1 protein-coding gene is annotated in these 218 nt (G+C 35.3%); it reads left to right on the top strand.

Features of this window, described 5'->3' with window-relative positions; all coding sequences use genetic code 11:
• Nucleotides 1–218, top strand: a 218-nt coding sequence (locus tag V6255_RS18660) for a TRAP transporter large permease subunit (protein ID WP_341629447.1), incomplete at both ends; no start/stop codon positions are given.

The following is a 218-nucleotide window of genomic DNA, read 5'->3' as shown; positions in this document are numbered from 1 at the left end:
GGTGAGAAATGGGGCTGTTTAATTATTACCATGTTGGTTATTTTAGTACTTGGTTTCTTTATCGTTTTTGTAGAGATTTCATTTATTGTCGTTCCTATGTTGTACCCAATCGCTGAAATCATGGGCATTGATTTAAAGTGGTTTGCTATCTTAATCGCAATGAATCTACAACCATCTTTCTTAACGCCCCCCTTTGGCTTTAGTCTCTTTTATCTAAA

This window comes from Psychromonas arctica (assembly GCF_038155225.1).
GTDB lineage: Bacteria > Pseudomonadota > Gammaproteobacteria > Enterobacterales > Psychromonadaceae > Psychromonas > Psychromonas arctica_B.
This window is presented reverse-complemented; position numbering and strand designations above follow the sequence as displayed.